This window comes from Pseudonocardia sp. CA-107938 (assembly GCF_050936315.1).
Lineage (GTDB): Bacteria > Actinomycetota > Actinomycetes > Mycobacteriales > Pseudonocardiaceae > Pseudonocardia.
The window spans coordinates 5853769-5878971 of sequence record NZ_JBNJNA010000001.1 but is presented as its reverse complement, the minus strand read 5'-3'; the positions used below and the strand labels follow the sequence as shown (position 1 = coordinate 5878971).

The window sequence follows — 25203 nt, the reverse complement described above, 5'->3', positions numbered from 1 at the left end:
CGCCCACCCCCGCACCGGAACCGCACGCACCACCAGGCGCGGCACGGCTCGGAACTGCACCGCGATCGTAGCCCGCCGGGTGGTGGATCCAGCACCTCCACACCCACCCGGAAGGGGAACCACTATGTCCAGCGCCATGTCCGCGTCACTCGTCGAGCACGACCAGATCATCGCCGTGCTGAGCCGCCTCGCCGCTGCCTGGAACGCCGGCGACGGCACCGCGTACGGCGCCGAGTTCACCGAGGACGCCACCTACGTCACGTTCGCCGGCCAGGTGCTGCGCGGGCGGGAGGCGATCGCCGCCACCCACCAGTTCCTGTTCGACGGCCCGCTGCGCGGCTCCCGCATGTCCGGCACGGGCGCCGGCGAGGTGCGCATGATCACCGACGACGTCGCGTACGTGCTGGTCGACGGGGCGGGTGGGATCCGTTTGGAGGGCCAGGAGGAGCTGCCCGACGAGCGCGCCTCGACGGTCTCGTTCGTGCTCCGGCGCGCCGCGGACGGCTGGGCGGTCGCCGCGTTCCAGAACACCCGGGTGTCGGGCGGGCAGCGGTGAGCGTGCTCAGCGCGGTTCGGGTCTCCCGGCGTGCGGTGGCGGGCGGCGAGCTCTTCCACGGGTCGGCGCCGGTGGCCGTCGGGGAGGCCGAGCTGCGGGCGTACCTGCTCGGCGACCGGATGCGCGCGCTGACCGGGGCGAGGCCCGCCGGGTCCGGCACGGTGGCCGTCCAGGGCGGCTGGTGGTACCGCGGGGAGTGGTCGGCGGGCACCGTCGGCGGCACCACCGTGCTCGTGCACCGCGTCGTGAACGCGGCGGAGTGGCTCGTCTGGGCGGTGCCGCTGGCCAACCGGCTGTTCGTCGGGTTCGAGGAGCAGTGCCGGCGCGGCCTCGCGGCGCTGGCCCGGCGGATCGAGGACGAGCTGCGACCGGCGTAGGAGCGCGCTCCTACGGCACAAGGGGCGGGATGCTAGCGAGGCCGCCGTCCCGACCGGGTGACGGGTGGGGCGTGATTCTGTCGGCCCCACCCGCCACGATGGTGGGGTGACGAGCACGACCACGCCGCCCGCATCCCGCGTCAAGCCCGGCCGCAACGGGGTCCAGCAACGCATCGCCGACGAGCTCGGCGTACGCGACAACCAGGTGGCGGCCGCCGTCGAGCTGCTCGACGGCGGGGCCACCGTCCCGTTCATCGCCCGCTACCGCAAGGAGGCCACCGGCTCCCTCGACGACGCGCAGCTGCGCACGTTGGAGGAGCGGCTGGGCTACCTGCGGGAGCTGGAGGAGCGGCGGGCCGCCGTCCTGGAGGAGATCCGCAAGCAGGGCAAGCTCGACGAGGCCCTGGAGGAGCGGATCCGCGCGGCCGAGTCGAAGGCCCGGCTGGAGGACATCTACCTGCCGTTCAAGCCGAAGCGCCGCACGAAGGCCATGATCGCCCGGGAGCAGGGCCTGGAGCCGCTGGCCGACACCCTGCTGGCCGATCCGACGCAGGATCCCGAGGCCGTGGCTGCCGGGTACGTCACCGGCACTGAGGAAGGCCAGGTCGCCACCGTCGCGGCGGCCCTGGAGGGCGCCCGTGCGATCCTCGTCGAGCGCTTCGCGGAGGACGCCGACCTGATCGGCGGGCTGCGCGAGCGGATGTGGTCGCGCGGCCGGCTCGTCACCAAGGTGCGGGAGGGCAAGGAGACCGAGGGCGCGAAGTTCGCCGACTACTTCGAGTTCTCCGAGCCGTTCACCAAGCTGCCCAGCCACCGGATCCTCGCGGCCTTCCGCGGGGAGAAGGAGGAGGTGCTCGACGTCGCGCTGGAGCCGACGGCCGAGCCCGTCGAGCCGGGGGAGACCACCGACTACGAGGCCACCATCGCGGCCGCGTTCGGCATCTCCGACCAGGGCCGACCGGCCGACAAGTGGCTGCGCGACGTGGTGCGCTGGGCGTGGCGCACGCGCATCCTCATGCACCTGTCCGTCGACATCCGGGTGCGGCTGCGCACGGTGGCCGAGGAGGGCGCCATCGGCGTGTTCGCGGCCAACCTGCGCGACCTGCTGCTGGCCGCCCCGGCGGGCAGCCGCGCCACGATGGGGCTCGACCCCGGCCTGCGCACCGGCGTGAAGGTGGCCGTCGTCGACGCCACCGGCAAGGTCGTCGCCACCGACACGATCTACCCGCACGAGCCGCGCCGCGCGTGGGACGCCTCCCTGGCCACGCTCACGAAGCTGGCCGCGGCGCACGACGTCGAGCTGATCGCGATCGGCAACGGCACCGCGTCCCGGGAGACCGACAAGCTGGCCCGCGAGCTGGCCGCGCGCAACCCGGCGCTGAAGCTGGTGCCGGTCGTGGTGAGCGAGGCGGGCGCGTCGGTCTACTCCGCGTCGGCGTACGCGTCGGCGGAGCTGCCCGACCTGGACGTGTCGCTGCGCGGTGCCGTCTCGATCGCGCGCCGTCTGCAGGACCCGCTGGCCGAGCTGGTGAAGATCGACCCCAAGTCGATCGGGGTGGGCCAGTACCAGCACGACCTCGCGGAGGCCGCCCTGTCGCGCTCGCTCGACGCGGTGGTCGAGGACTGCGTGAACGCCGTCGGCGTGGACCTCAACACGGCCTCGGTGCCGCTGCTGCGGCGCGTGTCGGGCATCTCGGAGAGCCTCGCCGCCGCGATCGTCGCGCACCGCGACGCGAACGGCCCGTTCCGCACCCGCACGGCGCTGGCCGACGTGCCGCGGCTGGGGCCGAAGGCGTTCGAGCAGTGCGCGGGCTTCCTGCGCATCCGCGGCGGTGACGACCCGCTCGACGTCTCCGGCGTGCACCCCGAGGCCTACCCGGTGGTGCGCCGGATCCTGGCCGCTGCGAAGACCGACATCGCCACGCTGATCGGGAACGCCACCAAGATCAAGTCGTTGCGCGCGAAGGACTTCGTCGACGAGCGCTTCGGGCTGCCCACGATCAGCGACATCCTCGGTGAGCTGGAGAAGCCCGGCCGCGACCCGCGGCCCGCCTTCCGCACCGCGACGTTCGCCGAGGGCGTGCACAAGATCTCCGACCTGCGCCCGGGCATGCTCCTGGAGGGGCAGGTCACCAACGTGGCCGCGTTCGGCGCGTTCGTCGACGTCGGCGTGCACCAGGACGGGCTGGTGCACGTCTCGGCGATGTCGTCGACCTTCGTGTCCGACCCGCGGGAGGTCGTCAAGTCCGGCGACGTGGTGCGCGTCAAGGTGCTGGAGGTCGACGAGGCCCGCAAGCGCATCTCGCTCACCCTCCGGCTCGACGACGAGCCCGGCGCGGCGAAGGCTCCCCGCGGTCGTGGTGACGGCGGCCGGGGCCAGTCCGGTCCCGACAAGCGGCCGCCGCGCGACCAGCCCGGCCGCGGCAAGGGCGGGCAGCGCCAGCAGGACCAGCGGCGCGACGGCCGGGGCGGCCGCGGCGGCAGCTCCGGTGGCGGGGGCCTCGCCAACAGCGCGATGGCCGACGCCCTGCGCAGGGCCGGTCTCGCCAAGGAGAAGTGACCGGCGCGAACGACGTCACACACCGCGCGGCCCCCTCACACACCGCCCAACCTGTGTGAGGGGCCGCGCGCTGTGTGAGGTCGCCTATCCGGCGAGCACCGCCAGGGCGGCTTCGGTGTCGCGCAGGTCGGGCAGCACGTGGTGGGCTCCGGCCGCGGCCAGCTCGGCGGCGGTGGTCCGGCCCGTGGCCACGCCCACGGCCACGACGGAGCACTCGAGCGCGGCCTGCACGTCGTGCTCGGTGTCGCCCACGACCAGCACGTCCGCGTCGGCGAACGGGCCGTGGACGGCCTCGGCGCGAGCACGCGACGCGCGCACCAGCTCGGCGCGGACCTCGTGGTGGTCGCCGTAGCCGCCGATGGTCGTGTCGAGGTAGTGATCGAGGCCGACGTTGGCCACCTTCGCCACGGCGACCGGCGCGATGTTGCCGGTGACCAGCGTCTGCACGACGTCGGGGTGGGCGTGCAGGGCGGCCAGGACGTCGGCGGCGCCGGGCAGCACCTCGGCCGGTTCCGGCCCTGGCGGCAGCTGTGCGACGGCGGTCGCGTAGCGGGCGAAGAACTCGTCGAAGCCGCCGGGATCGAGCCCGTGCTGGGCGAACACCTCGGTGGTGATCCACCGGTCGGTGCGGCCGCCGGTGACGAGCGACGCCGCGAACTCCCGGCCGGTGTGCGCGGTGAACGCGCTGACGTACGCGCCGTAGCAGCGACCGTGGTCGCGCAGCAGGGTGGCGTCGACGTCCCACATGACGAGCCGCATGCGCTCCAGCTTGTCAGGGCGCGAGCAGCCGGACCCGCAGCAGGTCGAGGTCGGCGGCCGGCACCTCGTGCGCGGAGAGCCAGCCGGCGACGCCGTCGGGATGCCCGTCCAGCTCGTCGAGGACGGCCTCGATCGCGTCGGCCTGGACGCCCAGCAGCGCGGGGTTGCGCGGGTGCGGCACGCCGACCGTGCCCAGCGCCGCCCACAGCTGCGGCAGCACGTCGGCGGTGCGCAGGTAGTCCGCGACCACGTCCCTGCGGGTCACGCCGACCGCGCGCAGCAGGACGGCCACGACGATGCCGGTGCGGTCCTTCCCGGCCGTGCAGTGCACCAGCACCGGGCCGGGGGAGTGCGCGACGAGCCGGATGATGCCGGCGATCTCGTCGGCGGCGTCCTTGGCGAGCAGGCGGTACGCCCACGCCAGGTCGGGTTCGTCGGTCTGCTCGGCGAGGGCGGGGGCGAGGCTGCGGCCCAGCGGCACCTGGTGCACCGTCGACGGACCGTCGAGCGGGTGCGCCCAGGTGCGTTCCTCAGGCGCGCGCAGGTCGATGACGTGGGCAGGTGGCCACACGGCCACGTCGGGCCCGGCCGCGGAGCGGGGAGCCTCGCTGCGGTAGAGCGCGCCGCGCCGGACGATCCGCCCGCCGCCCGTGCGCAGCCCGCGGACGTCACGCAGGTTGACTGGATCGGTCATGCGAACCAGGATCGGCGGGCCGGATGAACGCCACGCAACATCGTGACCTGCGACTCATGTGACGAACAGGTGCCGGCCCGGTGGACGGGACGCCGCTCCCGTCTGGGATGATGTCGTGGCGGTGGTGCGTTGACACCATCTGGAGAGACCGCAAAGGCCAGGCAGCAGTCGTGCAGAGGGCCCCGCGGACTCACACGATCTGCGGGACGCCGAGACGCGCGTGCCCGCTCGCTGCGACGAAAGAATGTTCGTGACCGTCACCGAGCCTGCGCTCGATCTGCCCTTGTTCTCCGATCTCCCCCTCCCCGCCGAGCTGCTCGCCGCCGTGGCCGAGCTCGGCTACACCCACCCCAGCCCGATCCAGGCCGAGGCCATCGCCCCGCTCGCCGACGGCCACGACCTGCTCGGTCAGGCCGCCACCGGCACCGGCAAGACGGCGGCGTTCGCGCTGCCCATGCTCGCGCGCCTCGTGGAGCTGCGCGCCGAGCAGGGCCGCGGCGACGCGCCGTTCGGCATGGTGCTGGCCCCGACCCGCGAGCTCGCGCTGCAGGTCGCCGAGGCCGTCACCCGCTACGGCGCCGGCCTCTACGGCGGCCGCGGCGCCCGCGTCGCCACCGTCTACGGCGGCGCACCCGTCGGCCCGCAGTGGAAGGCGCTGCAGCAGGGCACCGACGTCGTCGTCGCCACCCCGGGCCGGGCCATCGACCTGGCCAACCGCGGCGCGCTGCGGCTGGCCGAGCTCGAGGTCGTCGTGCTCGACGAAGCCGACGAGATGCTCGACATGGGCTTCGTCGAGGACATCGAGACCCTCCTCGACCAGACCCCCGACACCCGCCAGGCGGTGCTGTTCTCCGCCACCATGCCGCGGCGCATCGAGACGCTGGCGCAGAAGTACCTGCGCGAGCCCGTCACCGTGCGGATCCGCCGGCAGGAGGTGCCGGAGGGCGAGGCGCCGAAGGTGCGCCAGACGGCGTACCTGGTGCCGCGCTCGCACACCACCGCGGCTCTGGGCCGGGTGCTGGAGGCCGAGCGGCCCACCGCCGCCATCGTCTTCTGCCGCACCCGCGCCGACGTCGACGCCGTCACCGAGACGCTGACCGGCCGCGGCCTGCGCGCCGAGGCGCTGCACGGCGGCATGGACCAGGAGCACCGCACGCGCGTCGTGGAGCGGCTGCGCAGCGGCCGCACCGAGCTGCTCGTCGCCACCGACGTCGCGGCCCGCGGTCTCGACATCGACCTGCTCACCCACGTCGTCAACCACGACGTCCCGCAGACGTCGGAGGCGTACGTCCACCGCATCGGCCGGGTTGGCCGCGCCGGTCGCGAGGGTGTCGCGATCACGCTGGCGCCGCCGTCGAAGGTGCACGCGCTGCGCGCCGTCGAGCGCCTCACCGGTCAGCCGATCGAGATCGCCCCGGTGCCCACCGCCGCCGACCTGCGTGCCGCGCGGCTTGAGCGAACCCGGTCCGCGATCACGGAGAAGCTGGCGGGTGACGCCCCCGAGCTGGACGACATCCGCGAGATGCTCACGGGCCTGGCGGCCGACCACGGCCTGCTCGACGTCGCCGCGGCGGCGATCGCGCTGCTGCAGGACGCCACCGGCGCACCCGACGACGCCGAGGACATCCCCGTTGTGGCCGCCCCGAAGGCAGGCGCGCGCACCGGCCGCGACGGCCGTCCGGCTCGCGAGCCCCGGGGCCGCGGTGGCGCCGCCGGCACCCGTCCGCCGAAGGCCGGCACCACCCGGCTGTTCGTCAACGCCGGTCGCGCGAGCGGGGTGCGCCCGCAGGACATCGTGGGTGCGCTGGCCAACGAGTCGAACCTGTCCGGTCGCGACATCGGCGCCATCCAGATCCACGAGCGGCACGCGCTCGTCGAGATCCCGGAGCACGCCGCCGACGACGTGCTGCGCAGCCTCCGCGGCAGCACCACGCTGAAGGGTCGCCGCGCCAACGTGCGCCGCGACCGCGGCTTCGCCCGGACCTGAGCCGCGGGACCGCGTCGACGGGTCGCCTTCCACGACCCGTCGACGCGAGATCTCGGTCGATGTGCACCTGTCGCCGTCGTTCGCGGCGGCGCAGCCCGTTCCAGATCAACTTCGACGGCCGCTCGGGATAGGGTCGCCCGATGGCAGCTGCACCGACGCATGTTGACGGGACCGTCCGGCGGGCGATGTGGCGGCTGTTGCCGCTGCTGGGCCTCTGCTACCTGCTGAACTACGTCGACCGCGTCAACGTGGGTTTCGCCGCGACCACGATGAACCCCGACCTGGGCCTGTCCGCCACCGCGTACGGGCTCGGCGCGGGGTTGTTCTTCATCGGCTACTTCTTCTTCGAGGTGCCGAGCAACATCATCCTGCACCGGGTCGGGGCGCGGATCTGGATCGCCCGCATCATGATCACCTGGGGGATCGTGGCGTCGGCGACGGCGTTCGTGACCGGCCCGATCGGCTTCTACATCGTCCGGTTCGTGCTCGGGTTCGCCGAGGCGGGTTTCTTCCCCGGCATCATCCTGTTCCTGACCTACTGGTTCCCGAGAGCCACACGCGCGAAGGTCGTGGCCCTGTTCTTCCTCGCGGTGCCGCTGTCCTCGGTGTTCGGCGCGCCGATCTCCACCCTGCTCATCCAGAACGGCAACGGCGCGCTCGGGTTCGACCACGGGTGGCGGTTCATGTTCTTCGTCGAGGGCATCCCGACCGTGCTGCTGGGCATCGCGCTGCTGTTCCTGCTGCCCGACCGGCCCACCAAGGCCCGCTGGCTCGGCAGGGCCGACGCCGAGGCGCTCGAGGCCGTCATCGCCGCGGAGGACGAGCGCCAGGTGCCCCACACCGTCGGCATCCGCCAGGCCCTCACCGACGGCCGGGTGCTGGCCATGTCGGTCGTCTACTTCGGCATCGTCTTCGGCCTGTACGTGCTGGCGTTCTTCCTGCCCACCGTGATCGAGGGATTCGGCAAGCAGTTCGGGACGAAGCTGTCGCTCGTGCAGACCGGGCTCGTCACCGCCATCCCGTACGCGGTCGCGTCCGTCGTGATGGTGCTGTGGTCCCGCCACTCCGACGCGACGGGGGAGCGGCGCTGGCACGTCGCGATCCCGGCGTTCGTCGGGGCCGCCGCCATCGCGGTCGCGCTGCTGTTCAACTCGCCGTACCTGGTCATGGCCGCGGTCACGATCACCGCCTGCGGCGTGTTCGCCGCGATCCCGGTGATCTGGCAGATCCCCCCGAAGTTCCTGACCGGGGTCGGCGCCGCGGCCGGCATCGCGCTGATCAACTCGTTCGGCAACCTGTCCGGCTTCGCAGGGCCCTACCTCGCGGGCTGGCTGAAGGACCTGACCGGCGCGTTCCAGGCCGGGATGCTCGCGGTGGCCGCGTTCATGGTGCTGTCGGGTGTGGTGGTGCTCGCGCTGGGGAAGGCCGTGCGGGAGGCGGACCCGACCCGGATCAGCTGACGCCACGCACCCGTCGAGAACGAACTTGTGGTGATCAACAGGCCTTGTTGATCACCACAACGTCGTTCTCGACGAGCCGGGGGTGTGGGCCGGGGCGACCGGGGCATGCGGGAAGCTGACCCGACCACCACCACAGGAGCGTCATGAACGACCGCAAACCACGCAGCAGGGACGTCACCGACGGGCTCGAACGGGCGGCTGCGCGCGGGATGCTGCGCGCCGTCGGCATGCGCGACGAGGACTTCGCCAAGCCGCAGATCGGGATCGCATCGAGCTGGAACGAGATCACCCCCTGCAACCTGTCGCTGCAGCGCCTCGGCATCGCGGCGAAGGAGGGCGTGCACCGCGCGGGTGGGTTCCCGATGGAGTTCGGCACGATCTCGGTGTCCGACGGCATCTCGATGGGCCACGTCGGGATGCACTGGTCGCTGGTGAGCCGGGAGATCATCGCCGACTCGGTGGAGACCGTGGCGCAGGCGGAGCGGCTCGACGGCACCGTGCTGCTCGCCGGCTGCGACAAGAGCCTGCCGGGCATGCTGATGGCCGCGGCGCGGCTGGACCTGGCCGCCGTGTTCCTCTACGCGGGCTCGATCCTGCCCGGGTACGTGGGGGAGCGGGAGGTGACGATCGCGGACGCGTTCGAGGCCGTCGGCGCGTGCCAGCGGGGGCTGATCTCCGAGGCCGAGGTCGACGCCATCGAACGGGCGATCTGCCCTGGCGAGGGCGCCTGCGGCGGCATGTACACGGCCAACACCATGGCCAGCGCCGCCGAAGCGCTCGGCATGGCGCTGCCCGGGTCGGCGAGCCCACCGGCGGTGGACCGGCGGCGCGACGGCATCGCGCGCGCGTCCGGCGAGGCGGTGGTCGGGCTGATCGACAAGGGCATCACGGCCCGCCAGATCCTCACCCGCGAGGCGTTCGAGAACGCGATCGCCGTGGTGATGGCGTTCGGCGGCTCCACCAACGCGGTGCTGCACCTGCTCGCCATCGCCTGGGAGGCGGGCGTGCCGCTGGAGCTGGACGACTTCAACCGGGTCGGCGACCGGGTGCCGCACCTGGCCGACGTGAAGCCGTTCGGCGCGCACGTGATGTCCACCGTCGACAAGGTCGGCGGCGTGCCGGTGGTGATGAAGGCGCTGCTCGACGCCGGTCTCCTGCACGGCGATGCCCTGACCTGCACCGGCGCCACGGTGGCGGAGAACCTCGCCGCGATCGAGCCGCCCGACCTGGACGGCGAGATCCTGCGCGCGCTCGACAACCCGATCCACCCCACCGGCGGCATCACGATCCTGCACGGCTCGCTCGCACCGGACGGGGCGGTGGTGAAGAGCGCCGGGTTCGACTCGGCGCGGTTCGAGGGAACCGCCCGGGTGTTCGACGGCGAGCAGGACGCCATGGACGCGCTGCCCGACCTGCAGCCCGGCGATGTCGTCGTGATCCGCTACGAGGGCCCGAAGGGTGGCCCGGGCATGCGGGAGATGCTCGCCGTCACCGGGGCGATCAAGGGCGCCGGGCTGGGCAAGGACGTGCTCCTGCTCACCGACGGCCGGTTCTCCGGCGCCACCACCGGGCTGTGCGTCGGGCACGTCGCACCGGAGGCCGTCGACGGTGGACCCATCGCGTTCGTGCGGGACGGCGATCCCATCGTGCTGGACATGGAGGCACGCACCCTCGACCTCGGCGTCGACGAGGCCGAGCTGGCCCGGCGCAGGCAGGGCTGGGAGCCGAGGCAGCCCGCCCTGCGCACGGGCGTGCTGGGCAAGTACGCGCGGCTGGTCGGGTCGGCGGCGCAGGGCGCGGTGTGCTCCTGATGGCGAAGCAGCAGGAGCTGGCGGACATCGCGGCTGCGACCAACCGGATCTCCGAGCTGGTGCTGGACGCTGTGCGAGCGACCCTCGCCGAGCGCTCCGCCGAGCCCGCGCGGCAGGCGCTGACGCCGCTGTCCGGCGGCTTCACCGACGAGCAGCGCACCATCGAGCTGATGGTGACGCTGATCCTCGTGCGCTGGCTGTCGGTCGTCCGCGACCACGTCGAGTCGACGGATCTCGTGGAGCCGGTGCTGGCGTGGATCCGCGACGAGCTGGGGCCGCGGTACGCCGCGCGGGCCCGGTACACCTCCGAGCCGCTGGTCGACGAGGAGCGCGCGGCCGACATCATGGGCTACCGCGACGCCCTGCGCGACGACTTCCTGCCGTCGCTGGCGTGGCAGCTCGCCGCCGCGGTCGCGCTGCACGGCGACGGCTCGGTGGAGTGGCTGCGCGACCTCGTCGGCCGCGCGGGCTGAACGGACGGCTGACTCAGACGGCGCAGCTGCCGTCGTCGCAGCCGTCCGCGGTGGTGGCCGGCACGGTGATCGGCTGCAGTGGCCGGCTCTCGGCCCAGGCCTGCCGCAGGGCGGCGAGCAGCAGTTCGGTGGACTGCGCGCCGCTCACGCCGTACTTGTGGTCCAGGACGAAGAACGGCACCCCGCTGATGCCGTACACGCGGGCCTGCTCCTCGTCGGCGCGCACCTCGGCGGCGTAGCGGTCGCCGGCGAGCACCTCGCGCACCTCGGCCTCGTCGAGTCCGGCCTCGGTGCCGAGCCGAACAAGGGTCTCCGGGTCGGCGATGCGATCACCGTCGGTGAAGTAGGCGCGGAAGAGCCGATCCTTCGCCGCCTCCTGGAGGCCGCGGTCGGCGGCGAGGTGCAGCACCCGGTGCGCGTCGAACGTGTTGCCGGGTTGCGCGCGGTCCAGCCGGAACTCGAGCCCCTCGACCGCGGCCAGATCGCTGACCTGCTGGTTCTTGGCCAGCGCATGCTCACGGGTCATGCCGTACTTCGCGGCCAGCCGGTCGGCCAGGTCGCCGGCGGGCTCCCGCGGGGTCTGCGGGTCCAGCTCGAAGCTGCGCCACCGCACGTCGACGTCGTCGCGGTGCTCGAACTCGGCGAGTGCCTTCGCGAAGCGGGCGCCCCCGATCGCGCACCACGGGCAGACGACGTCGGACCAGATCTCCACATGCATGCTGACTGCAACCCGTCGCGCTGTCAGGGTGTTCCGGTGAGCCTCCCGGAGGACTGGACGGCCTGGCGCGGCGCGTTCGACATCGCCCGCTACGACGAGCGCTGGCAGCGGATGGTCGAGCGCGGCGAGAACCCGCACGGCGAGGCCGACCTCGTCGCGTCGTACGAGCCGGGGTCGGTCCTCGACGCCGGGTGCGGCACGGGTCGGGTCGCGATCGAGCTGGCCCGACGCGGCATCCCCGTCCGCGTGGTGGACGCCGACCCGGACATGATCGCCACTGCCGTCGCCCGGGCGCCCGAGCTGGCCTGGGTGTGCGCCGACCTCGCCGGGCTCGCCCTGCCCGACCGCTACGACGTCGTGCTGCTGGCCGGCAACGTCGTGCCCTACGTCGCCGTCGCGGACCGGGCCGCTGCCGTGGCCGGTTGCGCCCGGCACCTCATGGCGGGCGGTCGGCTCGTCGCCGGGTTCGCACTGCGTCCCGGCTGGCCCACTCTCGCCGACTACGACGGGTGGTGCGCGGACGCCGGACTGGCGCTCGCGGAACGGTTCGCCACGTGGGACCGGGCGCCCTACGCCGGCGGCCCCTACGCCGTGTCGGTCCACCGGTCCGTGGGGTCGCCGCGTGGATGATGTGCGGGTGATTCGCGCGGTGCCCTCGTCGAGGCGGTGATCGCGGGCGGTTTCGGGGCGATGTGGAGCCTGTCGGGTGCCGCCGGACTCGCCGAATTGGCCACGCGCGTCGTCGAGGCAACCCGCAGTACGCCTGCCCGTGCGTGGCGTTCGCGCCGGACCATCGTCGCGACGTCGGCGGGGTCGGCCTGACGGGCGCCGGGTTATCGTCGTCGCGGCAGTCGACCCGGAGGTGGGACACATGATCGAAGGCATCGTGCGCGGCAGCATCGTCGCGCTGGTCACCCCCATGCACGCCGACGGCCGCATCGACCACGCCGCCCTGGAGCGGCTCGTGGAGCGCCAGGTCCTCGCCGGCACGTCCGCGATCGTCTCCGTCGGCACCACCGGGGAGTCGGCCACGCTGTCGGTGGAGGAGCACACCGACGTCATCCGGCGCACGATCGATGTGGTCGGCGGGCGCGTGCCCGTCATCGCCGGCACCGGCGCCAACTCCACCACCGAGGCGATCCACCTCACCGAGGCCGCCGCGGCCGCCGGCGCCGACGGGGCGCTGCTCGTCACCCCGTACTACAACAAGCCGCCCCAGGAGGGCCTCTACCGGCACTTCAAGGCCGTGGCCGAGGCCGTCGAGATCCCGCAGATCCTGTACAACGTGCCCGGCCGCACCGCCTGCGACATGCTCCCCTCCACCGTGGAGCGGCTCGCCGAGGTGCCCAACATCGTCGGCATCAAGGAGGCGAAGGGCGACCTCGACCGGGTGCGCGACCTCGTGGCGCTCGGCCTGCCCGACTTCGCCCTCTACTCCGGCGACGACGCCACCGCGCGCGCCAGCATGCTGGCCGGGTTCCACGGCGACATCTCCGTCACCGCGAACGTGGCCCCCGACGCCATGGCGCGCATGTGCAAGGCCGCCACCAGCGGCGACGCTGAGGGAGCCGCGGCGGTCGACGCCGACCTCGCAGGCCTGCACCGCTCGCTGTTCGCCGAGCCCAACCCGATCCCCGTGAAGTGGGCGCTCGCCGAGATGGGCCTGATCGAGCCGGGCATCCGGCTCCCGCTCGTCCCGCTCGACGAGTGGCACCACGAGGACGTGCGCGCCGCCCTGCGGGCAGCGCACCTGCTCGACTGAGGCTGCTCCCGGCGGCTCACGCCCGCGCGGCCACCGCCGCATCGAGTGCTGCGCGCATGGCCTCCAACGGGCCGGGGCGGCCGGTCATCAGCTCCACCTGTACGGCGGCCTGGTGCAGCAGCATGTCCATGCCGCTGACCACACGGGCGCCGGCGGCCTGGGCCGCGAAGCGGGTGGGCCACGGCGCGTACACGACGTCCAGGACGGTGCCGGCGCCGCGGCAGACGACGTGGTCGGCGGCGCCCTTCGGCAGCGTGGAGATGACGACGTCGGCCCCGTCGACGAAGGCGGCGGGATCGGCCAGCGCGGCGTGGATCGCCGACTCGACGCCGAGCCGTTCTGCGGTGGCCCGCAGCTCGCCGGCGCGGGCGAGGTCGCGCACCAGCACGTCGACCTGGTCGATGCCGAGGTCGCGGAGCGCGGCGAGCACGGCCTGCGCGGTGCCGCCCGCGCCGAGCACCACCGCGCGGCCACGGACCGGGCCGAGCGCGCCGACGATACCGGCGACGTCGGTGTTGTCGGCATAGCGGCGGCCACCGAGGACCAGCGTGTTGGCGGCCCCGACGGCGGCGGCGAGCGGCGAGACCTCGGTCGCCACGTCGAGCGCGACGCGCTTGAGCGGCATGGTCAGCGACAGGCCGGCCCAGCTCCGGTCCAGCCCGTCGACGAAGGCCGCCAGCCCGTCCTCGGTGCACTCGTGGGCGGTGTAGATCCAGCCGTCGAGGCCGAGCGCGTGGTACGCGGCGGTGTGGAGCACCGGGGAGAGCGAGTGGCCGACGGGTGAGCCGAGGACGGCAGCGTGCATCGGATCAGTTTCGCAGGGTGGGAACAGGGTCGAGCCGGTCGGTGGCGCTGTGGAGCCACCTGAGAGGGTGCGCCGGTGAGTCGGACCGTGGTGGTGCTGGGTGGGCGCAGCGAGATCGGGGTTGCCGTCGCGAGCCGACTGGCGGCCGGGGCGACGGTGGTCCTGGCGGCGCGCCGCTCCGACGAGCTGTCGGCCGAGGAGGCCGCGGTGCGGGCGGCCGGTGCCGTCGACGTCGAGCGCGTCGAGTTCGACGCCGACGACCTCGCCGCCCAGCGCCCGTTCCTGGACGGGCTGGTCGCGCGGCGCGGCCGGCTGGACACGGTGGTGGTGGCGTTCGGGATCCTCGGCGAGCAGGCGCGCGCAGAGCGCGACGTCGAGCACGCGGTGGCGATCGTGCACACCGACTACGTGGCGCACGTGGCCGTGCTGACCCACCTCGCGCAGATCCTGCGTGCCCAGGGCGGCGGCGAGCTGGTCGTGTACTCCTCGGTGGCCGGTGCGCGGGTGCGCCGCGCCAACTACGTGTACGGCTCGGCGAAGGCCGGCCTGGACGGGTTCGCGAGCGGGTTGGCGGACGCCCTCCACGGGTCGGGGGTGCGGATGCTGCTGGTGCGGCCCGGTTTCGTGATCGGCCGCATGACCGACGGCATGCCGCCTGCCCCGTTCTCCTCGACGCCGGACCAGGTCGCCGACGCCACCGTGGCGGCGCTGGCGAAGGGCCGCGGCGAGGTGTGGGTGCCCGGGATCCTGCGGCCGATCTTCGCGCTGCTGCGGCACGCGCCGCGGGCGTTGTGGCGGCGCATGCCCCGGTGAGGGTGAGAGGGTGCGGTCATGACCGCTCCCAGCTGTGTGTTCTGCCGGATCGTCGCGGGCACGGCGCCCGCGACCGTCGTCGACGAGGACGAGCGCACGCTCGCGTTCATGGACATCAACCCGGGCACCCGCGGGCACGCCCTGGTGATCCCCAAGGCGCACGCCGAGGACCTCTACGCGGTGGACCCGCAGGACCTCGCCGCGTGCGCGGTCGCCGCGCAGCGGCTCGCGCTGCGTGCCCGCGACGGCCTCGGCGCGGCCGGGGTGAACCTGCTCAACGCGTGCCGCCCGGCGGCGTGGCAGACCGTGTTCCACTTCCACGTCCACGTCGTGCCGCGCTACCACGGCGACGGGCTGGTGCTGCCGTGGCGGCCACGTCCGGGTGATCCGGCCGTGATCGCGGAGGCGGCGGCGGCACTGCGATGACGATCACCGGAAATGACCCCTACTGGGAAACGCCCGGGAAACGCTAGCGTCATCGCTTCCTCGCAGGATCACCGCAACGAGCGGGAGGAGCACGGGTGGCGCGGTACCGGTCAGTGGTTGCGGCGGTGGCCGCGTTCGTGCTGCTCGTCGTGGTGTGGGAGCTGGCGAAGCTGGTCCTGCCGGCCGGTGGTCTGACGATCGGCGACACGCGGCTCCTGCCGCGCACCGACGACGGGGCCATGCCGCACGTGTGGTCGGTGCTCGCGGCGCTCGGCGCGCCCGAGGTCGGCGGCGGCGCGGCCACCCGGACGGTCGGCGGTGCGGTGGCGCAGAGCGCTCTGTTCACCCTGGTGCTGTCGCTGGGCGGGTTGGTGATCGGCGGGGTGCTCGGGATCGCGCTCGCGCTGGTCATGCAGCGGTTCCGGCTCGTCGAACGGGCCGCGCTGCCGTACGTGGTGGCCTCGCAGACGGTGCCGCTGATCGCGATCGCGCCGCTCGTCGCCGGGTGGGGCGGCAAGATCGCGATCCTGGGCTGGGCCTGGCAGCCGTGGACGAGCGTCATGGTGATCTCGTCCTACCTGTCGTTCTTCCCGATCGCCGTCGGCATGCTGCGCGGGCTCGCCTCGCCGGCGAAGCCGGATGTCGAGCTGTTCCACACGCTCGCCGCCGGCTGGTGGACCACGCTGCTGCGCCTGCGGCTGCCCGCGGCGGTCCCGCACCTGCTGCCCGCGGTGCGCCTGGCGACGGCCGCCGCGGTCGTCGGCGCGATCGTCGCGGAGATCTCGACCGGCACCCGCGGCGGCATCGGGCGGTTGATCATCGAGTACGCCCAGTCCGCGACGGGCGACCCGTCGCGGATGTACACCGCGATCCTCGGCGCCGCCGTGCTGGGGCTCGTGGCGGCAGGCGCCGTCGGCCTGCTGGATCTCGTGCTGCGCCGGTACCGGGGGAGTGTCGCGTGAACACCACGAACAACAGCACTGCTGTGGAGCTCACCGGTGTGGGCAAGACGTTCGGGGCCACCGTGGAGGCGCTGCAGGGCATCGATCTGGCGGTCGGTGCCGGGGAGTTCGTGTCGCTGATCGGCCCGTCGGGGTGCGGCAAGTCGACGCTGCTGCGCGTGGTGGCCGATCTGGAGCAGCCCACCACCGGCACCGTCGCGGTCGGTGGCAAACCCGCCCGCCAGGCCCGGATCGACCAGGACTACGGCATCGCCTTCCAGCAGGCGGGGCTGCTGGAGTGGCGCAGCGTCGTGGAGAACGTCGAGCTGCCGCTGCACGTCCACGGCGTGGCGAAGCAGCAGCGCCGCGAGCGCGCCACGGAGCTCCTGGAGCTGGTCGGGCTCGCCGACTTCGCCGCGTCGCGGCCCAGCCAGCTCTCCGGCGGCATGCAGCAGCGCGTCGCGATCGCGCGGGCGCTGGCGCCGCGACCGAAGCTGCTGCTCATGGACGAGCCGTTCGGCGCGCTCGACGAGATGACGCGCGAGCGCATGCAGGCCGAGCTGCTGCGGATCGCCGGCGAGACCGGCGCCGCGGTCCTGTTCGTCACGCACTCGATCCCCGAGGCGGTGGTGCTCTCCGACCGCGTGGTGGTGATGTCGCCGCGGCCCGGCCGGATCACGGAGATCGTCGACGGCTGCCGTCCGCGCGACCGCGAGTCCGTCGAGCTCGCGCCCGACGACGTGGAGGACGTGCGCGAGAGCAGCAGGTTCTTCGCCGCCGTGACCGCCGTGCGCGAGGCGCTGCGGAAGGGGCACGAATGACGGCGCCACTGTCGGAGAGCGGCCTGCGTGGGCCGGCTCTGAACATCACCGGGGTGGCCGCGGTGTGGCCGCCGGTCGTGCTGGGCATCGCCGCGCTCGTGCTGTGGGAGGTCGTGGTCCGCGCGCTCGGAGTGCCGGCGTTCCTGCTGCCCGCTCCGTCGGCGATCGGCGCGCAGATCGGCGCCAACCTGCCCGTGCTCGTCTCGACCGCCGGCGTCACGGGGTGGAACGCGCTGGTCGGGCTGGTCGCCGGGTTCCTGCTCGGGGTGGTGCTGGCGGTCCTCGCGGCGAGCTCCCGGCTCGTCGCCGAGCTGACGATGCCGGTGGTGCTGGCGGCCAGCGCGATCCCGATCGTGGCGCTCGCGCCGATCTTCACCACGATGTTCGGCTCCACGACCGAGATCCCGCGCCGGCTCGTCGTCACGGTCGTGGTGACCGTGCCGGTGTTCGTCGCCGCCGTGCGCGGGCTGCGCCAGGTGCGGCCGGTGCACGCCGAGCTCATGACGTCGCTGGCGGCCACGCCGTGGCAGCGCGCCCGCTTCGTGCGCATCCCGGGCGCGGTGCCGTTCATCATGACCGGGCTGCGGCTCGCCGCACCCGCGGCGGTCATCGCCTCGCTCGTCGCGGAGTACTTCGGGGGACTCCAGAACGGGCTCGGCAGCCGCATCACCTCGGCAGCCGCCAACACCGCCTACGCCCGCGCGTGGGCCTTCGTCGCCGCCTCGGTCGTGCTGGGGCTGCTCTTCCACCTCGCAGGGACGCTCGTCGAGCGCCTCGCGACGCGCGGCCGGACCGCGTGAACCCCGAGAAAGGTTGGTCCATGAACCGACGATCCCTCCGCGCCCTCGCGGCCGCCGCGGTTGCCGCGGTCGCGCTGGCGGCCTGCTCGACCACCGCCCCGTCCGGCGACAGCTCGAGCGGCGGGGCCCCTGCCGGGCCGAAGAAGGTGACGCTGCAGCTGCAGTGGTTCACGCAGGGCCAGTTCGCCGGCTACTTCGCGGCCGTCGACCAGGGCTTCTACAAGGAGCAGGGGCTCGACGTCACGATCAAGGAGGGCGGCGTCGACATCGTCCCGCAGCAGGTGCTCGCCACCGGTGGCGCCGACTTCGCGATCGCGTGGGTGCCCAAGGCGCTCGCCTCCCGCGAGCAGGGCGCCGGCATCACCGACGTCGCGCAGATCTTCCAGCGCTCCGGCACCTACCAGGTGTCGTTCGCGAACAAGAACATCAAGGCCGCGAGCGACCTGCGCGGCAAGAAGGTCGGCAACTGGGGCTTCGGCAACGAGTTCGAGCTGTTCGCCGGCATGACCGCGGCCGGGTTGAAGCCGGCCGACGTGACGCTGGTGCAGCAGCAGTTCGACATGAAGGCGCTGCTGTCCGGTGACATCGACGCCGCCCAGGCCATGTCGTACAACGAGTACGCGCAGGTGCTGGAGGCGAAGAACCCGGCAACCGGCCAGCTCTACCAGCCCTCGGACTTCTCGGTGATCAACTGGAACGACGCCGGCAGCGCGATGCTGCAGGACGCCATCTGGGCCAACACCGAACGGCTCGCGTCCGACACCGCCTACCAGGACACGACGACGAAGTTCATCGCCGCGTCGATCAAGGGCTGGGCGTTCTGCCGGGACAACGCCGCGAAGTGCCGCGACATCGTCGTCAAGGCGGGGTCGAAGCTCGGCAACAGCCACCAGCTGTGGCAGGTCAACGAGATCAACAAGCTGATCTGGCCGTCCCCGGCCGCCGGCGCCGGCACGATCGACGACGCGGCCTGGGCGAAGACCGTGCAGATCGCGCGCACCGCGGTCAACGCGGACGGCCAGACCGTCCTGACCAAGGACCCGGACGCGGGCGCGAAGAACACCACCTACGTGCAGAAGGCGCTGGAGATCCTCAAGGGCCAGGGCGTCGACGTCGTCGGGGCGAGCTTCAAGCCGGAGACGGTGCAGCTGACGGAGGGCGGCAACTAGCCCCGGCGTTTCGTCGAGAACGACGTTGCGGTGATCGAATCGCCCTGTTGATCACCACAACGTCGTTCTCGACGCGTCAGGGGGACGGGCGGAGGAGCTCGTACCAGGCGCCGTCGTCGGGGCGGTGCTCCGCGCCGCGGCCGACGACGCCGTCGTTGTGGTGGACGGCGAGCAGGGTGAACCCGAGCTTCTCCGCGATGCCGCGGCTGCCGGTGTTGCCGACGGAGGCGCCGAGCTGCAGCCGTTCGCGGCCGAGGCCACCCTCGGCCCGCGGGCGGAAGGCGTGCGCGACCGCGAGCGCCGCGCCCTCCCGGACCACGCCGCGGCCGCGGGCGTCCGGGTGCGCCCAGTACCCGATCTCGGCACCGGCCGGCTGGTAGACGTCGTCCAGCCGGAACACGCTGACGTTGGCGAGCAGCCGGTCGTCGGCGCGGTCGGCGACCGCCCACGACACCGCGGTGCCCAGCGCGGCGTTGAGCCGGCTGCGCTCGACGAACTCGCGTGCGTCGTCCTCGGTGTACGGGGAGGGCAGGTGCGCGAGGTAGAACTGGGTGGCCGGGTCGGCGCACGCCTCGGCGATGCGGCGGACGTCGGCCTCCGTGAGGGGACGCAGGCGCACTCGCTCACCCTCGATCACCGGGATGTCCCACCACGTGGTGCGCGGCGACATCTCCGTGCCGGGGCGCAGCGACGCGAACCAGCCGTCGACGAGCGCGCCGCGGTGTGGCAGGGCCAGCGGCCGGGCGCCGTGGAAGGTGAACCCGCACGCGTGCGCCACTCGCCACGACGCCAGGTTCCCGGCGTGCGTCGACCAGTGCAGGATCGGCAGCTCCCGCTCGTCGAACGCCCAGGTGGCCGCGAGGCGCAGCGCCCGCGACATGAACCCGCGACCCCGCGCCCACGGCGCCAGCCCGTACCCCACGTCAGGCGGCGGGCCCATCCGCACGTCGACCTGCCCGGCGAACCGCACCCTCCCGCCGTCCTGCGCCTCGATCGCCCAGTAGACGCCCTTGCGCTCCACCATGTCGACGCGGACCTGCTCGATGCGCTGCAGCGCCGCCTGCGCGGAGTACGGCACCGGGACGGTCGTGTACTGCCGGAAGAGCGGGTCCTCCGCGGTCAGCACCATGTCGGGGACGTCGTCGGTGTGGTGCGGGCGCAGGGTCACCACGCCGTCGGAGAGCACCGGGGGCAGGTCGGTCATGCGGACATCCTGGTCAGTCCCCGCTGGGCCGGTCGAGCGGGTTGCGGGAGGGTGACGGCATGGGAGCCGCAGCAGTCACCGTCACCCGCGAAGGCCCGGTCACCACGGTGACCCTGGCACGGCCCGAGCGGCGCAACGCCGTCGACGGCGCCACGGCCGCCGCGCTCGCCGCAGCGTTCCGCGCCTTCGACGCCGACCCGGACGCGGCCGTCGCCGTCCTGCACGGGGCCGGCGGGGTGTTCTGCGCGGGCGCCGACCTGACGGCCGTCGGCACCGAGCGCGGCAACCGCCTCGCGGACGACGGCGACGCCCCGATGGGGCCGACCCGTCTGCGGCTGGGGAAGCCGGTGATCGCCGCGATCGAGGGGTACGCCGTGGCGGGCGGCCTGGAGCTGGCGCTGTGGTGCGACCTGCGGGTGGCGTCGGAGACCGCGGTGTTCGGGGTGTTCTGCCGCCGCTGGGGCGTGCCGCTGATCGACGGCGGCACCGTGCGGCTGCCGCGCATCGTCGGTGCAGGGCGGGCCATGGACATGATCCTCACCGGACGCCCCGTCGACGCCGCCGAGGCCCTCGCCATGGGCCTGGCCACGCGGGTCGTGCCGGCGGGGGAGGCGCTCGCCGCCGCGCAGGCGCTGGCCGCGGAACTGGCCGCACTGCCGCAGACCTGCCTGCGCCACGACCGGCTCTCCGCACTGGAGCAGTGGGGCCTCGACGAGGAGGCGGCGATGGCGCAGGAGTTCGCGCACGGCCGCATCTCGCTCGGTGCGGACGCGCTGGCCGGGGCCGCCCGCTTCGCCGGGGGAGCAGGCCGGCACGGCGGCTCGGCGTAGGTTCGGTCACCTCCGCAGCTGGGGGCGTAGCTCCTCCGCGGCCACGCCGTCCAGGCCGTCCCGCTCGATCCGGTCCGCCAGCTCGCACGCCCACCGCGCCAGCCCTGCCGTGTCGACGCCGGCGACGGGCGGGCCGATCCACCGAGCCAGCGCGTCGGCGGACCGCGTCAACAGCGCTGCCGCGCCGCGGGCGTTGCCCCGCTGCACGTGCGTGAGGCCGACGGCGAGCTGGGCGAGCGCCCGCCACACCGGCCGTTCCGCCCCCGCCGCGGCCTTCCACGCCGCCTCCAGCACGTCGTGGGCGGGGAACGGGAGCCCGTCGTCGAGGAGGCGCTGCGCCTCGACGACGGTGGCGTCGGGGGAGAGGACGAGGTCGTCGGGCACGCGCGCCACCCCGGTCGCGCCGCGGGGCAGCGGCCGCCCGGCCGCGTCGCGTGGGCGGGCGTTGCGTGCTCGTCCTGTCGTGTCCCGGTCCCGCACGCGGCCCAGCGTAGGGTCTGTGAAGGTGGATCACCTCTCGCGCGCTTCCGCCCTGCTCGCCGACCACCCGCTCGTGGACGGGCACAACGATCTCCCGTGGGCACTGCGCGAGCTGGCCGGCCCGGATCCGGCGGCCGCGGTGGCGGGCACGGACCTCGCCGCAGGCGTCCCGGACGTGCACACGGACCTGCCGCGCCTGCGCGCCGGCCGGGTCGGCGGCCAGTTCTGGTCGGTGTGGGTGCCGTGCTCGTTGAGCGGGCAGGAGGCCGTCGCGACGACGTTGGAGCAGGTCGACCTGGTGCACCGGCTCGCGGCGCGCTACCCGGAGGCGCTGCAGCTGGCGACGACGGCGGACGAGGCGGAGGCTGCGTTCGCGGCAGGCCGGGTCGCGTCGTTGCTGGGTGCGGAGGGCGGGCACAGCATCGACTCGTCGCTGGACGCGCTCGGCGAGCTGCGCCGCCGCGGGGTCCGCTACCTGACGCTGACCCACAACGAGAACACCCCGTGGGCCGACTCCGCGACGGACGAGCCCGTGCACGGCGGGCTCACCGACTTCGGCGTCGAGGTGGTGCGGGAGTGCAACCGCATCGGCGTGGTGGTCGACCTGTCCCACGTCGCCGCCACCACGATGCGCGATGCGCTGGCGGCCACGTCGGCGCCGGTGCTGTTCACGCACTCGTCGTGCCGGGCGGTGGCTGATCATCCGCGCAACGTGCCCGACGACGTGCTGGCCGCGCTGCCGGCCAACGGCGGTGTCTGCATGATCACGTTCGTGCCGGTGTTCGTATCGGCGGCGGCTGCGGACTGGGACCGGGCGCTGAGCGAGTCGATGACCGACGCCGGCCTGAACCCGCGCGACCTGGCCGCCCGCTACCGCTTCGTCGAGGAGCACTGGGACGAGTCGCCGTGCCCGCAGGCGACGTTGGACGACGTCGTCGCGCACATCGAGCACGCGCGCGAGGTGGCCGGCATCGACCACATCGGGATCGGCGGCGACTACGACGGCACCCCGAACCTGCCGGTCGGGCTGGGCGACGTGGCGAGCTACCCGGTGCTGTTCGCCGCGCTGCTGGAGCGTGGCTGGTCGGAGCAGGACTGCGCGAAGCTCGCCGGGCGGAACGTGCTGCGGGTGCTGCGCGCCGCCGACTCCTGACGGGTGCTCAGCCGCGCACCGCGGTGATGGCGAACCGCTCGACGTCCACCACGTGCCCGCCGGTGGCGACCACCACCGTGAGGTCGCCCGTGCGCGGGGTCTGCCGCGGCACCTGGACGCGCCAGCGCGTGTTCTGCCCGCCCGCGGGGGTGCAGCAGGCGTCGCCGGCCGGCCCGGCGGCGCCCAGCACGCGCACGTGGAGGCTCTCGTCGACGCCGGTGATCGTGCCGCCGACGGTCAGCGGCCAGGACGCCGGGGCGCCGTAGGCGGGGGTGTCGACGGTGAGCGAGTCGTCGCGGGTCCCGACGACCTCCCACGGGGCGTCCTGCTCGGTGCCGACGCGCACGAGGTGGAGGACGGCCGCGGTGACCTGGCGGCCGTCGCCCGGAACGCGGTAGCCCACGCCGACCCAGGCCTCGGCGCCGCCGCCCTCCTTGCTCGTGACGCGGTCGAGCCCGGAGAACCCGAGGTAGCCCTGGGTGAAGCCCAGCGCGGTGGCCGCCGAGTCCAGGTGCCAGGGCTGCGCCCCGCCGGCGCGGAACGCCGCCTGCCAGGCCTGAGCGGCGGCGACGTCGGCGAAGGGCCACAGCATCGCCCGCCCGCCGTCGGCGGGGGCGGGGGTCAGTGGCGCCGTGGGCAGCAGGGAGTCGCCGGACGGTGCCGGCGACGCGGTCGGGGCCGCCGTGCCGAGCGGCGCCGGACCCGGCCCGGTGCCCGTTCCGCAGGCCGCGACGACGAGCAACAGCGCCGTGACGACACCGACACGCAGCGTGATCCACACGGGTCCATAGTGGCGGGCCGGCCGGGATTCCCCTCGCGCCGCGCCGGGGTTGCACCTGATCGCGTGCAGGATGGGCGGGTGCTGAGCATCGAGGAGCAGGCCGTCGTCGACACGGTGCGGGACTTCGTCGACCGCGACGTCCGACCCGTCGTGCAGGAGCTGGAGCACGCCAACACCTATCCCGAGCGGCTGATCGAGCAGATGAAGCAGCTCGGCGTCTTCGGACTGGCGATCCCCGAGCCGTGGGGTGAGGCGCCGGTGTCGATGCCCTGCTACGCGCTGGTCACGGCCGAGCTGGCCCGGGGCTGGATGAGCCTCGCCGGTGCGATGGGCGGGCACACCGTCGTGGCGAAGCTGCTGGTCGCGTTCGGTACGCCCGAGCAGCAGGACCGCTACCTGCCCCGCATGGCGACGGGCGAGGTGCGCGCCACCATGGCGCTGACCGAGCCCGGCGGTGGCTCGGACCTGCAGGCCATGACGACCGTGGCACGTCCGGACGGCGACGCGTACGTGATCGACGGGGCGAAGACCTGGATCTCCAACGCGCGCCGCTCCGGCCTGATCGCGCTGCTGTGCAAGACCGACCCGAGCGCAGAACCGGCGCACCGCGGCATCTCGGTGCTGCTCGTCGAACACGGTCCCGGCCTCACCGTCTCCAAGGACCTGCCCAAGCTCGGCTACAAAGGAGTGGAGGCCTGCGAGCTGGTCTTCGACGGCATGCGGGTGCCTGCCGACGCCGTACTGGGCGGCGCGCCCGGGCGCGGGTTCGGGCAGATGATGAAGGGCCTGGAGACCGGCCGCATCCAGGTCGCCTCGCGCGCGCTCGGCGTGGCGCAGGCCGCGTTCGACGACGCCCTGCGCTACAGCCAGGAGCGGGAGTCGTTCGGCAGGCCGATCTGGCAGCACCAGTCGATCGGCAACTACCTCGCGGACATGGCGACGAAGCTGACGGCCGCGCGCCAGCTGATCCTCTACGCCGCCGAGCGGTACGAGTCGGGCGAGCGCTGCGACCTGGAGGCCGGGATGGCGAAGCTGTTCGCGTCCGAGGCGGCGATGGAGATCGCCCTGAACGCGGTGCGCATCCACGGCGGGTACGGCTACTCGACCGAGTTCGACGTCGAGCGCTACTTCCGCGACGCCCCGCTCATGATCGTCGGCGAGGGCACGAACGAGATCCAGCGCAACGTCATCGCGGCCCAGCTGGTCAAGCGCGGGGGACTCCGCTGAGCCGCGTTCGACCGCGCTGCGGCCGAGGACCTGCCAGTCCCGGCACGCCGTGGGCCGGCCTCGACCTGGCGCCCGACGTGCGGAGCAGGCTGCGGCACCGGGTCGGCGAGCTCGTCGCAGGGCTGCACCGCGTGACCGGCCCGGGGTTCGGCTACCCGCAGCTGGGGCTGGCGGAGGACTGGCCGTCGGCCTTCACCGCCATGGTGGACGCCGTGCTCGACGATGCCCAGCGCTTCCGGGTGCCGCTGCCACGGCCTGTTCGGGTCCGTCGCGTCGGCACCGGAGACGGCGCCCCGCGGCACCGCACTGCCCGAGATCGTCACCCATGCCTTGAACCGATCCCTGGACGAGCTGGTCAGCGACGCGTGACCCCGTGGCGGCAAGGGGGCTGACGCGGTCGGGAGACCGGATGGGACAGGCACGGACGAGAAACCGCGCCGTGGGGACGGGGCAGAGGCAGGGGTCCGGGGCCGGATGGCGGCAGGAAGAGGCGAGGAGAGGAACCACGCCGTGGGGGACGGGGCAGGCCCGGGGGTCCCGGGGGGCGGAGCCCCTCCGGCTGGGGTCTGGGGGCTCGGCCCCCAGGAAGGAAGCAC

Annotated in this window: 26 protein-coding genes; 19 read left to right on the top strand and 7 right to left on the bottom strand. The window is 73.7% G+C overall.

Features of this window, described 5'->3' with window-relative positions; all coding sequences use genetic code 11:
• Positions 1–136: 136 nt before the first annotated feature.
• The 3 genes from ACQEVB_RS29080 to ACQEVB_RS29070 all read left to right on the top strand — a co-directional run bounded on the left by ACQEVB_RS29080 (position 137) and on the right by ACQEVB_RS29070 (position 3493).
• Positions 137–556, top strand: coding sequence for an SgcJ/EcaC family oxidoreductase (locus tag ACQEVB_RS29080; RefSeq protein WP_432977975.1), 420 nt, complete (start codon positions 137–139; stop codon positions 554–556).
• Positions 553–933, top strand: a complete 381-nt coding sequence (locus tag ACQEVB_RS29075; protein WP_432977972.1) for a hypothetical protein — start codon at positions 553–555, stop codon at positions 931–933. The genes ACQEVB_RS29080 and ACQEVB_RS29075 overlap by 4 nt, the downstream gene beginning before the upstream one ends.
• A gap of 106 nt (positions 934–1039) precedes the next feature.
• Positions 1040–3493, top strand: a complete 2454-nt coding sequence (locus tag ACQEVB_RS29070) for a Tex family protein (protein WP_432977969.1) — start codon at positions 1040–1042, stop codon at positions 3491–3493.
• Between the two features lie 84 nt (positions 3494–3577).
• On the opposite strand, the gene ACQEVB_RS29065 is transcribed toward ACQEVB_RS29070, so the two are convergent.
• Complete coding sequence (locus ACQEVB_RS29065) at positions 3578–4252, bottom strand: HAD family hydrolase (RefSeq protein WP_432977966.1); 675 nt, start codon at positions 4250–4252, stop codon at positions 3578–3580.
• A gap of 13 nt (positions 4253–4265) precedes the next feature.
• Entirely contained in the window at positions 4266–4946 is a 681-nt protein-coding gene (locus tag ACQEVB_RS29060; RefSeq protein ID WP_432977963.1) for a tyrosine-protein phosphatase, read from the bottom strand.
• Between the two features lie 244 nt (positions 4947–5190).
• Between ACQEVB_RS29060 and ACQEVB_RS29055 the strand changes: the two genes are divergently transcribed.
• The 4 genes from ACQEVB_RS29055 to ACQEVB_RS29040 all read left to right on the top strand — a co-directional run bounded on the left by ACQEVB_RS29055 (position 5191) and on the right by ACQEVB_RS29040 (position 10677).
• Complete coding sequence (locus ACQEVB_RS29055) at positions 5191–6933, top strand: DEAD/DEAH box helicase (RefSeq protein ID WP_432977960.1); 1743 nt, start codon at positions 5191–5193, stop codon at positions 6931–6933.
• Between the two features lie 140 nt (positions 6934–7073).
• Entirely contained in the window at positions 7074–8393 is a 1320-nt protein-coding gene (locus ACQEVB_RS29050; RefSeq protein ID WP_432977957.1) for an MFS transporter, read from the top strand.
• Positions 8394–8536: 143 nt separating this feature from the next.
• The gene (ilvD, locus tag ACQEVB_RS29045) at positions 8537–10204 is read left to right on the top strand and encodes a dihydroxy-acid dehydratase (RefSeq protein ID WP_432977954.1); all 1668 of its coding nucleotides are present in this window, start codon (positions 8537–8539) and stop codon (positions 10202–10204) included.
• Positions 10204–10677 (top strand): hypothetical protein, encoded by a 474-nt coding sequence (locus tag ACQEVB_RS29040; RefSeq protein ID WP_432977951.1) that lies wholly within the window; start codon positions 10204–10206, stop codon positions 10675–10677. Before ilvD ends, ACQEVB_RS29040 begins: the two co-directional genes overlap by 1 nt.
• A 13-nt stretch (positions 10678–10690) precedes the next feature.
• Here ACQEVB_RS29040 and ACQEVB_RS29035 read toward each other — a convergent pair whose 3' ends face one another.
• Positions 10691–11395 (bottom strand): DsbA family oxidoreductase, encoded by a 705-nt coding sequence (locus tag ACQEVB_RS29035; RefSeq protein WP_432977948.1) that lies wholly within the window; start codon positions 11393–11395, stop codon positions 10691–10693.
• A 36-nt stretch (positions 11396–11431) separates the two neighbouring features.
• On the opposite strand from ACQEVB_RS29035, the gene ACQEVB_RS29030 reads away from it, so the two are divergent.
• Together ACQEVB_RS29030 and dapA are read left to right on the top strand one after the other, a co-directional pair.
• Positions 11432–12025 (top strand): class I SAM-dependent methyltransferase, encoded by a 594-nt coding sequence (locus ACQEVB_RS29030; protein WP_432977945.1) that lies wholly within the window; start codon positions 11432–11434, stop codon positions 12023–12025.
• Between the two features lie 241 nt (positions 12026–12266).
• A complete protein-coding gene (gene dapA, locus ACQEVB_RS29025) occupies positions 12267–13157 on the top strand; it encodes a 4-hydroxy-tetrahydrodipicolinate synthase (protein ID WP_432977942.1) in 891 nt (296 codons plus the stop codon).
• Between the two features lie 16 nt (positions 13158–13173).
• Here the strand turns inward: dapA and ACQEVB_RS29020 are convergent, their stop codons facing one another.
• Positions 13174–13962, bottom strand: coding sequence for a shikimate dehydrogenase (locus ACQEVB_RS29020; RefSeq protein ID WP_432977939.1), 789 nt, complete (start codon positions 13960–13962; stop codon positions 13174–13176).
• 75 nt (positions 13963–14037) lie between these two features.
• On the opposite strand from ACQEVB_RS29020, the gene ACQEVB_RS29015 reads away from it, so the two are divergent.
• The 6 genes from ACQEVB_RS29015 (at position 14038) to ACQEVB_RS28990 (ending at position 18932) form a co-directional block, all read left to right on the top strand.
• Positions 14038–14775, top strand: a complete 738-nt coding sequence (locus tag ACQEVB_RS29015; protein ID WP_432977936.1) for an SDR family NAD(P)-dependent oxidoreductase — start codon at positions 14038–14040, stop codon at positions 14773–14775.
• A gap of 18 nt (positions 14776–14793) precedes the next feature.
• A complete protein-coding gene (locus ACQEVB_RS29010) occupies positions 14794–15201 on the top strand; it encodes an HIT family protein (protein ID WP_432977933.1) in 408 nt (135 codons plus the stop codon).
• A 125-nt stretch (positions 15202–15326) separates the two neighbouring features.
• Positions 15327–16163, top strand: coding sequence for an ABC transporter permease (locus ACQEVB_RS29005; protein ID WP_432977930.1), 837 nt, complete (start codon positions 15327–15329; stop codon positions 16161–16163).
• Positions 16160–16963, top strand: coding sequence for an ABC transporter ATP-binding protein (locus ACQEVB_RS29000; protein WP_432977927.1), 804 nt, complete (start codon positions 16160–16162; stop codon positions 16961–16963). The genes ACQEVB_RS29005 and ACQEVB_RS29000 overlap by 4 nt, the downstream gene beginning before the upstream one ends.
• Positions 16960–17763 carry an ABC transporter permease gene (locus tag ACQEVB_RS28995; protein WP_432977924.1) on the top strand — a complete coding sequence of 268 codons (804 nt, stop codon included), beginning with the start codon at positions 16960–16962 and terminating at the stop codon, positions 17761–17763. Before ACQEVB_RS29000 ends, ACQEVB_RS28995 begins: the two co-directional genes overlap by 4 nt.
• A 20-nt stretch (positions 17764–17783) precedes the next feature.
• Positions 17784–18932 (top strand): ABC transporter substrate-binding protein, encoded by a 1149-nt coding sequence (locus tag ACQEVB_RS28990; protein ID WP_432977921.1) that lies wholly within the window; start codon positions 17784–17786, stop codon positions 18930–18932.
• 76 nt (positions 18933–19008) lie between these two features.
• Here the strand turns inward: ACQEVB_RS28990 and ACQEVB_RS28985 are convergent, their stop codons facing one another.
• Entirely contained in the window at positions 19009–20136 is a 1128-nt protein-coding gene (locus ACQEVB_RS28985) for a GNAT family N-acetyltransferase (protein ID WP_432977918.1), read from the bottom strand.
• Between the two features lie 59 nt (positions 20137–20195).
• On the opposite strand from ACQEVB_RS28985, the gene ACQEVB_RS28980 reads away from it, so the two are divergent.
• Positions 20196–20966 (top strand): crotonase/enoyl-CoA hydratase family protein, encoded by a 771-nt coding sequence (locus ACQEVB_RS28980; protein WP_432977915.1) that lies wholly within the window; start codon positions 20196–20198, stop codon positions 20964–20966.
• Positions 20967–20972: 6 nt separating this feature from the next.
• Here ACQEVB_RS28980 and ACQEVB_RS28975 read toward each other — a convergent pair whose 3' ends face one another.
• Positions 20973–21446, bottom strand: a complete 474-nt coding sequence (locus ACQEVB_RS28975; RefSeq protein WP_432977912.1) for a DUF309 domain-containing protein — start codon at positions 21444–21446, stop codon at positions 20973–20975.
• A 19-nt stretch (positions 21447–21465) separates the two neighbouring features.
• Between ACQEVB_RS28975 and ACQEVB_RS28970 the strand changes: the two genes are divergently transcribed.
• Positions 21466–22599, top strand: a complete 1134-nt coding sequence (locus tag ACQEVB_RS28970) for a dipeptidase (protein WP_432977909.1) — start codon at positions 21466–21468, stop codon at positions 22597–22599.
• A gap of 7 nt (positions 22600–22606) precedes the next feature.
• Here ACQEVB_RS28970 and ACQEVB_RS28965 read toward each other — a convergent pair whose 3' ends face one another.
• The gene (locus ACQEVB_RS28965; RefSeq protein ID WP_432977906.1) at positions 22607–23380 is read right to left on the bottom strand and encodes a hypothetical protein; all 774 of its coding nucleotides are present in this window, start codon (positions 23378–23380) and stop codon (positions 22607–22609) included.
• Between the two features lie 81 nt (positions 23381–23461).
• Here ACQEVB_RS28965 and ACQEVB_RS28960 point away from each other — a divergent pair, with 81 nt between their 5' ends.
• On the top strand, positions 23462–24607 hold the full coding sequence (locus ACQEVB_RS28960; protein WP_432980635.1) for an acyl-CoA dehydrogenase family protein: 1146 nt from the start codon (positions 23462–23464) through the stop codon (positions 24605–24607).
• A 222-nt stretch (positions 24608–24829) separates the two neighbouring features.
• Positions 24830–24976, top strand: coding sequence for a hypothetical protein (locus ACQEVB_RS28955; RefSeq protein WP_432977903.1), 147 nt, complete (start codon positions 24830–24832; stop codon positions 24974–24976).
• Positions 24977–25203 lie beyond the last annotated feature (227 nt).